This window comes from Adlercreutzia sp. ZJ141 (genome assembly GCF_011038965.1).
In the GTDB taxonomy this organism is placed as follows: Bacteria; Actinomycetota; Coriobacteriia; order Coriobacteriales; family Eggerthellaceae; genus ZJ141.
In genome coordinates, this window is sequence record NZ_JAAKEB010000028.1 from 1 (window position 1) to 12,391 (window position 12,391).

A 12,391-nucleotide genomic window follows, 5' to 3' on the forward strand; every position below is an offset into this window, starting at 1 on the left:
AACACTTGTATCTTAGCCCCGGTAGGCGGCGTTTTGACGCAAGGGCAAAGCCTTCGATGCGCACCCGCATAGCGGGTGGTTTATTGCCCGCCGCGCTGCGTGCGCCGTGCAGGCTCACGAGCCTGAAAAGAAAACGGTCGCCCAGAGGGAGGGCGACCGTTGTTCAATGGCGGGTATGCCCGCAAGATGCGACTTACAGCGCAGCCAGGGTCTCACCCACGTAGTAACCCGTGGCCATACAGCTGGATACACTAGCGAAGGACTCCAGAGTCAGCGCGCCTGCCGCGTACAAGCCAGGAATCTCGTTGTCGGAGGAATCGAGCACCTGGTTGTTGGGGCCGACCACCAAGCCGCCGGAGGTCTTATAGCGGCACACGTTCAGCTTTAACGCGTGATAGGGTGGTTGCAGCGACTCAACCCATGCCTTCTTGCCGAAGTCGGTGTCTTCGCCGCTTGCGACCAGCTCGTCGTAGCGAGCAAAGGTTGCCACCAGGGCATCAACAGGCACATCCATGCCAACGGCCAGTTCCTCCAGAGTGTCGGCCTTCACGTACACGTCCTCGTGGCTCTTGATATTACCCTCAACCGAATGACCGATGGCGCGGGCATCGAAGGCTCGCTGATCGAAGATAGACCACCACTCGCGATAGCCAGCATTCAGAGCAGCCTGGGCGGCATCGTGGGACTGGGCTTCCTCAATGAAGCGCTTGCCGTTCGGGAGCACCAGTACGATGGGAGTCCAGTAGCCCCAGGTGGTGCAGTTGGGAATATCGCCCATAAGGTTGCAGCGGGTCAAGGACGAATCCATGCCTGACAGCTTGGCACCAACCTTCTCGGCTATCCTGTGACCCTCGCCCATGCAACCGTGAACCAGTTGCCCATGGTTGGCCCACTCGGGCAGGTACTCGCGCACCATTTCGCCGTTGTCAGCGAAGCCTCCCGTGGCCAACACCGTAGACTGAGCCTTGATGTCAGTGATCTTGCCGGAGGTGGCGTCCTCGAAGCGGCAACCGATCACAACGTTTTCGGCATCGACGATAAGGGCGGTAGCGCGCAAGCCGCAGCGGACATCAACGCCCAGCTCGGTGAGCTTAGAGGCAATCGGCTGCAGGATATTGGGGCCGCCTGAGCCTATGCCGTCAGCCGGCAAAATAACACTTTTGGACATACGGGGCAGCTCTTCTTCAGTGCAGGGCTCCTGGAACTTGGCTCCAAAGTCATTAATAGCAACGTCTACGAACTTGGTGTTTGCGTAGGTCTTGCCCTTGACCCACTCCGGGAACCACTCGTACTGGTCGTGGCCAGCCGTCAGCCTCTCAGCGTTGGCCTCCCAGTACTGGTCGATAGTCGTGGGGTTTCCGGCGTTGAGCTGAAGCTCGGTGCCCGAAGCAAACATGAAGCAGCAAGAGGTGGCAGAGTCGCCGCCAATCTGAACCTGCTTCTCGGTCATAATGATCTTCTTACCCGCCAACGCCGGAGCCATGGCGGCAGCCAGACCTGCGTAACCAGTGCCAATAATGAGAATATCGGTCTCATCGGTGAAGTTGACCGGCTGATAACCAACCAGGGCCGCCTCGGAACCTTCACCTGTTTGTGTCGCTTTCTCGGACCCGTCACTCTTGGGGCTGCAGCCGGCAAGCGCGGTGCCTGCTCCAGCTACGATACACGTAACTCCCCCAACCTTCAGAAAATCTCGACGCGAAAGTGTCATTCGAAATCCCTCCCTTTCTTAGGATCACCTTGGTCGATTGCCATTCAACCCGCGCGCTAAAACGCAGGAGTGAAGCATCGCCTGAATGCCGCCATGGCAATCACTAAGTAGTAGAGTGTAGCGAAGGAAGGGGTTTTCGCGCTCCCCTAAAAAATGGTTATCGTTGAAATAGGTCGATGACTTGCTGTTTCTTATTCACACCAAGTTTCACGTACAAGCTTTTAATATATCCTTGCACCGTAGAGGTGGAAATATTCAGTCCCTCGGCAATGCGGGCAGCGGTATTCCCTTGAGCCAATCCAATCAGAACATCACGCTCGCGCGGCGAAAGTGAGAACTGATCGACAAGTTCCTCAACCTGGCGCACTGTCGATTGCTCGAAGGTTTCAGCAGGATGCTCGACCCTCACCTCCACCACTTCCACCACCTGCTTCTCGCGGGCATTCTTGAGACTCCACCATACTACGACCATACCCAAGACATACACGCACACAACACATACGATAGATATATGCACGAAAGCACTTCCCTCCTGCATCGTGCCAAAGAACCATCCCAGCACCAGCCCAGCAGCCAAACACAGACGCATGACCATCGAAGAGAAGGCCATGATTCCGTATATACTGTCACCCGTTTTCCGACATGCCTCAATCACGCAGAACATGGCGAGTATAGCCGTCAACACGTGAGCCGAGTAGATGACGATGCTCAAAGAGCCACTCAGCTGCGCACTGAAGAACGGAAGTGCCAGGAACACAGCAATGATGGCGGGGAAGATCCCCAGATACACCAAGCGTTCGTAAAATGTACGCGTAGTGGTCATCACGAACAAGACAACCAATACCGAGCAGATGAGCGAGCCTACAAGGGGAGCGTGGCTCGAGATGAAAAAAGGACTGTGCGTGAAGAAGGCGAACGTATTCACCAAGCCCGTTACCAGTCCGAAGAAGGCAGCGGCCATAATGGGTGTGGAGCAATGAGCCAGTGTTTTTCTGAAGCGGGCTATCTGACTGCCGATACTTTCCGCCGGGACTCCTTTTTCGAGGGAACGGGTTTGCGCCTGGTAGAAATCGGGGTAGGCAGGGCGTCTGTCCTGCGCGGATGCAGCCGACTCTTCCTCCTGCGGGCCAGCCCCTTCCCTTTTTTCATCGAGTTTGTGCTCGACGCTACTCTGCCGCGGAGCAAGCCGTGTGCGCCCTGCCTTCAACAGCGGAATGAGCGCCACGGCCGCAACAGCACATACCACAGGCTCCACGGGTGCGGTAGCCTCGCCCAAGAGGAACGAAACAACCGCTAACAGAAACGACGAGCCAGCCAGCTGCACAATGAGCACAATGGGCGACGACCCGCAAGCCAGAAGCTCGACAACCGCGAAACCCACGGGTGTAACCGCCAAACCCCACACCACGCCCAGTACCACAGGCGAGAGCCCTTCCTGGGAAAACGACTCGGGAGCCACCGCTACAAACAGATAGGCCAGCGCAGTTACCGCCAAGGCCCCGCGACAATCGAGACTCCACGGTCTGAGTCTTCCTACAAGATAAAAACAGAACAGCGTAACGTAGCATACAAGACTGCCCGCCGCCGCTCCCACCATAAAGGGCAGATCGGAAACATAGTCCAAAGGATCGACGGTATAACCGAAGCTTGTCACATAACTGAAATAGGCCAGTAGGCGATACAGCGCGCAAATAAGCAGAATGCCTATCGCCGCCGGCGCGAAAAGCCCAGCAATCCGATTCCCCACAATCATCCCCCTCCCCGGGATTTTATTTAGTTTTTCATTATAGCGTTGCCACCGCCAGCACCGCGCCTTTCACCTATACCATTACCCCAGTTTCACGATGGGCGCGTAGTCTTTCAGTAACTTCTTCGTCTGGCCTGACTTCGCAAAACGTACGTACAGCGTGTCGCCGTCGACCTTTGTTACCTTGCCTCGGCCGAACGTCTTGTGGTCAACCGCGTCACCAACGGCAAATGTCAACTTCGCGGCGGCCTTCTTCCCTGCGTTGGGGTTTACCCCTGTGCTGCGGCTCGCGCGGCTGCGGTCCGTTCTGCCAGCTGATCCCGAAGCGCTCGACTGCCCGAACACACGACCTTCGCCCGCTTCCACACCACTGCCCGCGATGCCGCGACGACTTCCTCGCTTCTCCCAACCTGTACCAGCAAAGCCCGCCGAACCAAGCCCCGTGGTTTGTCGCAGCTCTTGCGGAATTTCCTGAATGAAACGCGACACCGGGTTCGCCGACGTTTGACCAAAAATCTGGCGCAGCTGTGCACATGTAAGATATAAATGCTTGCGAGCGCGCGTGATGGCCACATACGCGAGGCGCCGTTCCTCTTCCACACCCGCCGGGTCGCCCACCGAATTCATGTGCGGAAACAGCGTTTCCTCCATGCCGGCAACAAACACGCAGTCAAACTCCAAGCCCTTTGATGAATGTACGGTCATAAGCGTTACGGCACATCCGTCGTCACTGGCGGTATCGAGATCGGTGCGCATGCGCACCCACTCAATGAAGTCGGCCAGCGAGTCACCGCGCAGCACGCGCGCAGGCGCCTCTTGCACACGTTCGCCAACGGCAGGTGCGGCGAAGAACACCTCGTGCGAGCCAAAACCTGCCGCATCCACCGTATCGCCCAACACATCCCACACGCCGCGCACGGCAGCAGATACCCCACCAGACGCTGCGGCAAGAGCACCCTCAGCGAGCGCTTCTTCCCCTTCGTCGGCGTCGTCGTAATCGTCGTGTGTTTCGGTGAATTCATCCACAACGCCCATGAACTCCTGAATGTTTTCGATGCGCGCTAAAGCTTCGTCGGTGCCCACCGCGCGCAGCTCGTCAATGAGCCCACTCTTGTCAACAATGGCCTCGATGACCTTGCGCAGATCACCTTCGTAGCGGCGCGCCTCCTTCAGCAGCTCCACGAATTCCCCCAGCGACCGGCGCGTTGCGGCGCGAATTTCCGGATCGGCCACGGCCAACTCCGCCGCTGCCAGAAACGGCTCGCCCATTTCCCGCGCAAAGCGATCGATACGCTCGATGGTCGTTTTACCGATGCCGCGCTTGGGTACGTTAATGACGCGCTTGGCAGCGATATCGTCAGCAGGATTCACCACCAGCGTCAGGTACGCCATCACGTCGCGGATTTCCGCACGGTCGAAAAAGCGTGTACCGCCCACAATACGGTACGGCACTCCAGCACGGAGTAACATGTCTTCAAGCATGCGGCTCTGTGCGTTCGTGCGGTAAAACACCGCCATCTGGTTGTAGCTTTCGCCCGACGCGCGCCGCTTCTCTATTTCGCCGGCAATCCAGCGCCCTTCGTCACGCTCATCAGTTGCCATGTACACCTGAATTTTGTCGCCATCGCCCGCGCTGGTGAACAACTTTTTTTGCTTGCGGTGCCGGTTGTTTGCAATAACCGCGTTAGCCGCCGCCAGCACATTGCCCACGCTTCGGTAGTTTTGCTCAAGCTTAACCACGTGCGCCTGCGCATAATCGCTTTCGAAGTCGAGAATGTTGCGGATGTCGGCACCGCGCCAGCTATAGATGGACTGATCGTCGTCGCCTACCACCATAATGTTGCCGTGCCCTTCGGCCAGAAGCTTGGTGATAGCGTACTGCGCGTGGTTGGTGTCTTGATACTCGTCGACCATAATGTAGCGGAAGCGGTCCTGATACGCCCGCCGAACGTCCTCATGGTTTTTCAGCAGCAGAAACGCGTACAGCAGCAGATCGTCGAAGTCGAATGCATTCGCCGCGCGCAAGCGCTCCTGCAAACGCGTATACACGCGAGCGGCCACCTTGCCCACCGGATCAATGGCTTGATGCTCAAAGTCACCCGGAACGACAAGTTCGTTTTTCGCCGTAGATATGCGATTCATGAGCGCGGGCACCGGAAAGCGCTTCGGATCGATGTCGAGCTCGGCCATAATTTCCTTATACAAGCGCTTTTGATCGTCGGTGTCGTAGATGGTGAAGTTCTTCGTGAAACCAAGTCGTTCGGCATCGGCGCGCAGAATGCGCACGCACATGCTGTGGAAGGTGGAAACCCACATGCCGCGACTCGCCGGCCCCACCAGCGCGCCCAAACGCTCACGCATTTCGGCAGCCGCCTTGTTCGTGAACGTGATGGCCAGAATCTGCCACGGTGCCACGCCCTTGTTCTCGATGAGATGCGCGATGCGATAGGTGAGCACGCGCGTCTTGCCGGAACCCGCGCCCGCCAAAACGAGCAGGGGGCCTTCCGTGCATTCAACCGCCTCGCGCTGCGGGCCGTTCAACGTGTCGATGTCAATAGGCATGACGGTTCCTTCTTGTTTGATGCTTGACTGACGTTAGGGAAACACTGCTTAAGTTCACCAGCATTGCGCTGACGAGGCGGCTTTATGCAGTGTTTCCCTAGCTTGCTTTCCAACCGCGCGGCTTCTTCCGCTTCGAACAGTACCGCGCCACAAAACGTCCCCTGCGCAGCGGCTGCTACGCAAGGGACTCGATTCTCAAAAAACGTACCGCGCGCCGGTATCTATACGATCTTCTTGCCGAACACAGCAGCAATCTCGCGCAACTCGCCCACGAGCTTCCTGAACTGATCGGGCGTAAGCTGCTGTGGGCCGTCCGACTTCGCCTCGGGCGGGTTCGGGTGCACCTCGATCATCAGTGAATCGGCTCCAGCTGCCACGGCAGCATACGCCAGCGAAGGCACCAAGTCGCGCTGACCTGCCGGGTGCGACACGTCGATGCAGATAGGATACAACGACTGCTTGTGCACCACCGGAACAGCGGCAATGTCGAGCGTGAAGCGCGTGGCGGTTTCAAACGTGCGCAAACCGCGTTCACACAGCATAATGTTGTCATTGCCTTCGGCGGTTAAGTAATCGCATGCGGCCAGCCACTCGGCAATACTGCCCGCAAAACCGCGCTTGTACAGCACCATCTTCTTCGACTCGGCGGTTACCTGACCGATCTTCTTCAGCAGGCTGAAGTTTTGAAAGTTGCGCGCACCAACCTGCAAGCCGTCCACATAGGAATGCACCAGCTCGCAATGGGCGGAATCCATCACTTCGGTGAGAGTGAGCAGGCCGTACTTGTCGCCCGCAGCCTTCATGATCTTGAGGCCCTCCTCACCAAGACCCTGAAAGCTGTGCGGATTCGTGCGGGGCTTAAACGCGCCGCCACGAACCCACTTCAAACCTAGATCGGCGACACATTCAGCCACTTCTTCGAATTGTTCGGTCGATTCAACCGAACACGGGCCAGCGAAGATAGTTACCTCGTCGGTACGGGCTCCCAGATTGGGAATGGGGGGTATGTTCGCGTTGCTCATGCCGATGGAGTCTCCTTCATGACCTTTAGAATGGTTACATAGATTTCTCTTAGGTACTCGTTGTACAGAGGCCCCTCGTTGTAGCTGTTCACCTTCGCGAAGATTTCCTCTTCGTGCCGTGCGTCGTAGAGCCCCATGCGAGCATCGGGCTTAAGACCACGGATGACGAGAGAGTGTCCCGCGCGCTTATTCAGAAGCGCGACGAGCTCACGGTCGATCTCATCGATCTTTGCGCGATGTTCTTCGATTGCCGCTAACGCATTGGTTTCTTCAGACATCGGCATTCCTTTCACACTCAAAAACGGTAACGAGAACCTGCCCGCAGGCGCAGCACGCGAATCGGGCCACTCGTGTGATGCGTATGATAACACTCGCAAAATTGACCAATAGAAGCGCGCTTCTTATTCCGCCAGCCCTGCACAGACAGGTCGGCGAAAGCGCTCAGGGGCGCTCGAGGCGAACACTCGGGTCGAATACGAGAGCTAGAAGAAAACGCGCGACACTTGCGTGTAGAAGCTTTCGCGGCGATAGCGTAAAAACATCGTGGGATGCTGACCTGCGCGAACAATAACCCGTTTCGCCGGACGCTCAAACACAAGTGGCTCTCCGTCGGCAAACAGCGTGGCATCGCGACGTCCGTCGTCGCCCGTGAGCTCAACTTCCACCACGTCGTGATGTTCAGTGACCAGCGTGCGCGACCGCAACGTGTGCACTGCAATGGGTACTACCACCAACCCGCGAAACCCCGGTGCCACCAACGGCCCACCTGCAGAAAGCGCGTAGGCTGTTGATCCCGTAGCTGTGGAAACGACCAGCCCATCGCCACGCATGGACGCCACGTGGTCGCCCGATACACCAACGGAGAAATCGACAATACGCCCCGACGCTCCCCTGCTCACCGTTAGCTCGTTTAACGCGAAATACGATCGCGGGCACTCGATGGGCTCACAGTCATCGCCTTCGCACTCCACGTCGATGCGCAAATTCGTGCGGCGTTCTTCCACCACATCGCCCGCAAGCGCGGCGGCCACCATAGGTACCACGCCCGCATCGGTTGGATTGGCGAGAAACCCTAAGTGACCGAAGTTAATACCCAGTACCGGTGCCGACATTCCACACACCGCGCGAGCTGTGCGCAGGATCGTGCCATCGCCACCAAGCGCAACGGCCAAATCAACCGGACCGTCAAAGCCCCACTCGGTAAGATGGTCGAACAGTGGACAACCATCGTCAGATAAAGCAACCGACCCCGGAAGCGTCTGCGAATCGACAACGCGGCATACGATTCCCTGCGAGTTTAAGTACGACTGCAGCAGAAACGACGAGTCGCTCGCCGTACCGCTCTCGCTATTCGCGACCACCAGCACGTTCATATGAGGAAGTGCGCTCTGCATGTTAGCGCCGCCCTTCTATCGGCGCGCCTTCCGCTGACACACCTTCCGCTGGCACGCCATCCGTTGGCATGCCAGCGCGATGAGGCACCGGGTCAAATCGAATGTTCGCGCCGCATTCCTGCACACAGCGCCACGCCGCCACATCAAGGGCATCAATAACGGGCACCGCACCCAACCATGTTTGCACGCCTAACACTGACAGCTCGGTACAGCCGAGTATAATGCCGTCGCACCCGTCGGCGATAAGCTGGGCACAGAGCGCTTCGATACGCTTGGGACACAGTGACCGGCCAGCCTTCACCTCGTCGTAAATAACCGCCATTACCTCGCGCTGCCCATCCTCGTTCGGCCATGCTATCTGCACGCCAGCCTGCGCAAGCGCTTGGTCGTACACGCCCGCCTGGCGCGCTCCGTCGGTGGCAAGCACACCGCAACGCGTACAGCCAAGCTTCGCCGCATATCGCGCCGTTTCGAGCGGCATGGATACAAAACGCGCCCGATCAACCGCTCGGGCGATCACTGGCAAACGCGAATGTGCCGTATTACACGGCGTAACGAGCACGGTGCAACCGGCATCCTGCAATTCGCGCGCAGCTTGCTGCATCGGTTCGATAAACGACACGGCGCCGGGCTTTCTCAGCAGATATGCCGTTCGATCGGGAATTTGAGGACGGCACAATACCGTAATATCCAGGTGCTCCTGGTCGCAATCGGCCTGCGTAAAATCAATGACGCGCGCCATGAGCCGCACCGTCGCCGCAGGACCTAAGCCCCCAATGATACCCAGCTTCTCCATCAAGTGCGTCCTCCCGTCGCCTTACACAGCGCGCGGCAGCAGCCGCAGCGCCATAATGCTCGCACCATTATAGGCGGGATGCTCGGCAAGTCCAAACGCGAGACAAAATGACCAGATTGCATGCTGATCGTCAACGCAACATCGGCTATCGTAAGGAAGGGAGACACTCCTTACTGCTGTCTTACCCTGCGCTGACAAAGGCTTCTGCCCGAAGAAGGGATCGCCCATGATCAAGACCACTACCATCCTTCGGCTTGTATCCGTACTGCTGATTATCTACTCGATTCTGAACATCTTGCTGGGGGGCTTGATGCTTGTGGAGCTCAGCTTAAGCGGATTACTTCAGCAAGGCGGCGCAATGGCGCTTCTAGCGCTCAGCGGATTCTCTATCATCAGCAACGTCTTGAACCTGCTTGTGGGCGTATTTGGCATGATGTGCGCCATAAAGCCCGGAAAGGCCCACACGTTTTTCCATCTAAGCATCGTGGCTTTGATTCTAAGCGTGCTGAACTTGATCCTAACCGCTTTGCAGGGTGGAGCCATGTTCCAGTCGGTTATCATCACCTTCGCCATTGCCGGCTGCGCTTTTCTGGCGTACAGCATTAAGGTTCAGGGGCTTGAGCGGTAACGCCGGAAGCCCGCATGCGCGGGCGACACACCCCATGGGGAGCACTCGCAACGCCACCACCATGCGCGAATTCTGAAAATCGGCTGACAGTGCACAACCAAACGTCTCAGACGCATACAATGCGTCTATGAAACGAAGTTATCGCATAGCACTGTCGGCAGTTGCCGTTGCCGCCATGTGCGCATTCATTTTCCTTATGTCGGCACAGCCAGCAGACGAATCGGGCGCATTGAGCATGGGCGTGGTGAGTCGTATCATTGCGTTTGTCGTGCCCGGCTATGAACAGATGAATGCGGCCAGTCAACTCTATTGGCAAGACACCCTTGAGCACGTGGTGCGAAAGTGCGCCCATTTCTCGGAATATGCCGCCTTGGGAGCACTTGCCGCCAACTTAACATGGCAGATCATGGTGCCGCAACAAGCCAACATTGATGCGCACATCGCTTCCAACACCCAGCAACACCACGCTGCACAGCGCGAGTGCGGACGTCGGCACCAATACGGGCACCAGCGTCACATCATTGCCCGCATCGCGCTTTTGTCGTGGGCGGCATCCACGTTGTATGCGGCAACCGATGAATTCCACCAGATGTTCGTACCCGGGCGCGCGTGCATGGCAACCGACGTGCTCATCGATTCAACAGGAGCCATTGTGGGCGTCGCACTGGCGCTGGGTATCGCATGCTTTCTCAAACAGCGTGCGAAACGAACACGGTGAACGAGCGGAAACGCTGAATCAAGGGACGAGCCCCCAATGCTTATCATCGGGGGCTCGTTTCAGGGCGGCCCAACCTGAAAAGCCGCCCGTAACGTTTGCGATCAGAGCAAGCCTTACACGATGGGAGGCGTGCCTTCCCAATTGCCAGCGATGGCGTCGATCATAACGCGTGCGCCCTGGGGCAGAACACCAGTGCCCACCAGACGGCGAGCCGGAGTTCCCTCGGGGAAGAAGCGCAGGTACACTTCGTTCATAGCCTCAGCATCGGCCAGATCGGCCAGGTACACGTTCACCTTCACGATATCGGCAAGGCTGTGATCAACCGACTCGATGATAGCCTTGATGGCAGACAGGCACTGCTCGGTCTGACCAGCTGCATCGGCGGACAGGTCAGAGGCAATCTGAGCAGAAATGTTGTTGTAATGGCTGAAGGCCACAGTCTGCGTGGACAATGGGCAGCGAGGTGCTGCGTCGGTGTTGTTGGCCTCGATGATAAGGCCGTGACGATCCTCGATAGCCTGGGGCGGAGTGCCGTCGCCGTGGGACACCACAGCCTCGATAGCCACGTCGCAGTGCAGCGGCAGGTCAGCCACGGGCACCACGGTGCGGGCCGGCAGGTAGCCCACCGCGCGAGCAATGCCGGAATCAGGGAAGAAGGTCTTGTATACCTCATTCACCGCATCCACATCAGCCAGATCGCGTACGAGCACGGTAACCTTAACGATGTCGTCAAGCGGCACGTCGATGCTGGTAAGAACAGCTTTCACGTTCGCCAGGCACTGGGCAGTCTGAGCAGCAACATCGCCTAAGATGGGACGACCGCTCTTCGGATCCAGCGGCAGCTGCAGTGAGATGTTGTTGTAGTGGCTAAATGCCACAGACTGGGTGGACATCTCGTCGTAGGGAGCCTCATGGGTGTTGTTGGTCAGCTTCAGCAGATCGCCGGCCTGCGGCACCGACTGGGTGCCCTCGCCGTTGTCCACCAGGGCCTCCACCATAACCAGCGCGTTTTCGGGCAGGTCATTGACGGCCATAACCGTGCGAGCGGGACGGTACGTGGGGAAGAAGCAGGCCTGAACCTTGTCCACAGCGTTTACGTCCATGATGTCGCGCACGAACACGGTCAGACGAATGACGTCGTTCAAATCGTGATCGATGCTGTTCACAATGGCTTCAATATTCTTGAAGCACTGTTCGGCCTGCTCGGCCACGCCGCCGGCCACCAGGGCACCGGTTGCCGGGTCTAGGGGCAGCTGAGCCGACAGGTTGTTGTAGTGACTAAAGGCCACGGTCTGAGAATACAGCTTGCTTTGCGGAGCATTCTCGGTATTACGGGCCACCACCACATTGGGATCACTCATGGTTACCTCCCTCAAGGTAAGAATGGGTTGCATTTGTGCAATTGCATTAAACTTTGCAAGAGGCGTTGTTGTCAACTGCAAATACAAAACACCCTTGTGAAAAGGGTATTTTTGGGAAAACTGCGGGTGGTAAACGTTACAAAATGATTTGTTTATAACTTAGTTTTATACAGTTGCACAAAAATGTTACTGACGTATACCCCGCCACGCTTCCTCCGCCTTCGACCGCAGTTTATGACAAATCCTACTGCCCACAACCTTCGATCCCGCAAGTCGTTTTGCAATTGGTGGGTTGAAAATGTTGCAATTAGCAGGTTATAACTTCTGCAATTGGCGGGTTATAAACTTTACAATTGGCAGGTTGCAATTTCTACAAATGGGGCAAAATGCTCAATACGCCCGCGTGATCATGGCTGCATACGCGCGATGTTAGTAAGTGATGGATCAACTCA

The 12,391-nt window shown here is 57.3% G+C and carries 11 protein-coding genes; 2 read left to right on the plus strand and 9 right to left on the minus strand.

All coding sequences use genetic code 11. From position 1 onward, the window contains the following. Positions 1-193: 193 nt before the first annotated feature. From G7Y44_RS09820 to G7Y44_RS09855, 8 genes are all read right to left on the minus strand, one after another. Positions 194-1,711, minus strand: a complete 1,518-nt coding sequence (locus G7Y44_RS09820; RefSeq protein WP_165249549.1) for an FAD-dependent oxidoreductase — start codon at positions 1,709-1,711, stop codon at positions 194-196. Between the two features lie 157 nt (positions 1,712-1,868). Continuing rightward, complete coding sequence (locus G7Y44_RS09825; protein ID WP_165249533.1) at positions 1,869-3,458, minus strand: helix-turn-helix transcriptional regulator; 1,590 nt, start codon at positions 3,456-3,458, stop codon at positions 1,869-1,871. A gap of 81 nt (positions 3,459-3,539) precedes the next feature. Next, positions 3,540-6,020, minus strand: a complete 2,481-nt coding sequence (locus tag G7Y44_RS09830; protein WP_165249535.1) for an ATP-dependent helicase — start codon at positions 6,018-6,020, stop codon at positions 3,540-3,542. A gap of 221 nt (positions 6,021-6,241) precedes the next feature. Beyond that, a complete protein-coding gene (aroF, locus tag G7Y44_RS09835) occupies positions 6,242-7,042 on the minus strand; it encodes a 3-deoxy-7-phosphoheptulonate synthase (RefSeq protein ID WP_165249537.1) in 801 nt (266 codons plus the stop codon). After that, entirely contained in the window at positions 7,039-7,320 is a 282-nt protein-coding gene (locus G7Y44_RS09840) for a chorismate mutase (RefSeq protein WP_165249539.1), read from the minus strand. The genes aroF and G7Y44_RS09840 overlap by 4 nt, the downstream gene beginning before the upstream one ends. A gap of 204 nt (positions 7,321-7,524) precedes the next feature. Further along, positions 7,525-8,436: an NAD(+)/NADH kinase gene (locus G7Y44_RS09845; protein ID WP_371807473.1), complete on the minus strand. Its 912-nt coding sequence runs from the start codon at positions 8,434-8,436 to the stop codon at positions 7,525-7,527. 1 nt (position 8,437) lies between these two features. Next, on the minus strand, positions 8,438-9,232 hold the full coding sequence (locus tag G7Y44_RS09850) for an aspartate/glutamate racemase family protein (RefSeq protein WP_165249541.1): 795 nt from the start codon (positions 9,230-9,232) through the stop codon (positions 8,438-8,440). Positions 9,233-9,253: 21 nt separating this feature from the next. Beyond that, complete coding sequence (locus G7Y44_RS09855; protein ID WP_165249543.1) at positions 9,254-9,460, minus strand: hypothetical protein; 207 nt, start codon at positions 9,458-9,460, stop codon at positions 9,254-9,256. On the opposite strand from G7Y44_RS09855, the gene G7Y44_RS09860 reads away from it, so the two are divergent. Together G7Y44_RS09860 and G7Y44_RS09865 are read left to right on the plus strand one after the other, a co-directional pair. Next, positions 9,459-9,860 (plus strand): hypothetical protein, encoded by a 402-nt coding sequence (locus tag G7Y44_RS09860; protein ID WP_165044638.1) that lies wholly within the window; start codon positions 9,459-9,461, stop codon positions 9,858-9,860. The two genes, G7Y44_RS09855 and G7Y44_RS09860, sit on opposite strands and share 2 nt — an antisense overlap. A 127-nt stretch (positions 9,861-9,987) precedes the next feature. After that, entirely contained in the window at positions 9,988-10,578 is a 591-nt protein-coding gene (locus G7Y44_RS09865; RefSeq protein WP_165249545.1) for a VanZ family protein, read from the plus strand. A gap of 113 nt (positions 10,579-10,691) precedes the next feature. Here the strand turns inward: G7Y44_RS09865 and G7Y44_RS09870 are convergent, their stop codons facing one another. After that, positions 10,692-11,939, minus strand: coding sequence for a RidA family protein (locus tag G7Y44_RS09870; protein WP_165249547.1), 1,248 nt, complete (start codon positions 11,937-11,939; stop codon positions 10,692-10,694). Positions 11,940-12,391: the final 452 nt, after the last annotated feature.